This window comes from Priestia sp. SIMBA_032 (assembly GCF_046535215.1).
GTDB lineage: Bacteria > Bacillota > Bacilli > Bacillales > Bacillaceae_H > Priestia > Priestia aryabhattai.
The window spans coordinates 1-253 of the sequence record NZ_JAWRXD010001133.1; the positions used below are offsets into that span (position 1 = coordinate 1).

1 pseudogene is annotated in these 253 nt (G+C 66.0%); it reads right to left on the reverse strand.

Annotation, left to right across the window (positions count from 1 at the left end):
* Positions 1-253: pseudogene (locus SB717_RS37860) on the reverse strand (Putrescine importer PuuP); the annotation flags it as partial.

Consider the following 253-nt stretch of genomic DNA (forward strand, 5'->3'; position numbering starts at 1 on the left):
GATCGCGTCGAAGCCGATGAACGAGAAGCAGACGACGGTGGCGCCTCCGATCACCGCACCGAGGTGGACGCCGGTGTGGAGGAGCGGCGTCAGGCTGAAGGGGGTGCCGGTGCCGGCGCCCGCGTTCAAGGCCGTCCAGGTCAGGACCACGAACACCGCGATCAGCACGATCTGGAAGACGACGAGGATGCCGTTCACGCGCGACGTCGACGACATGCTGAACAGGTTCATCGCGGTGATGACCGCGACGTAG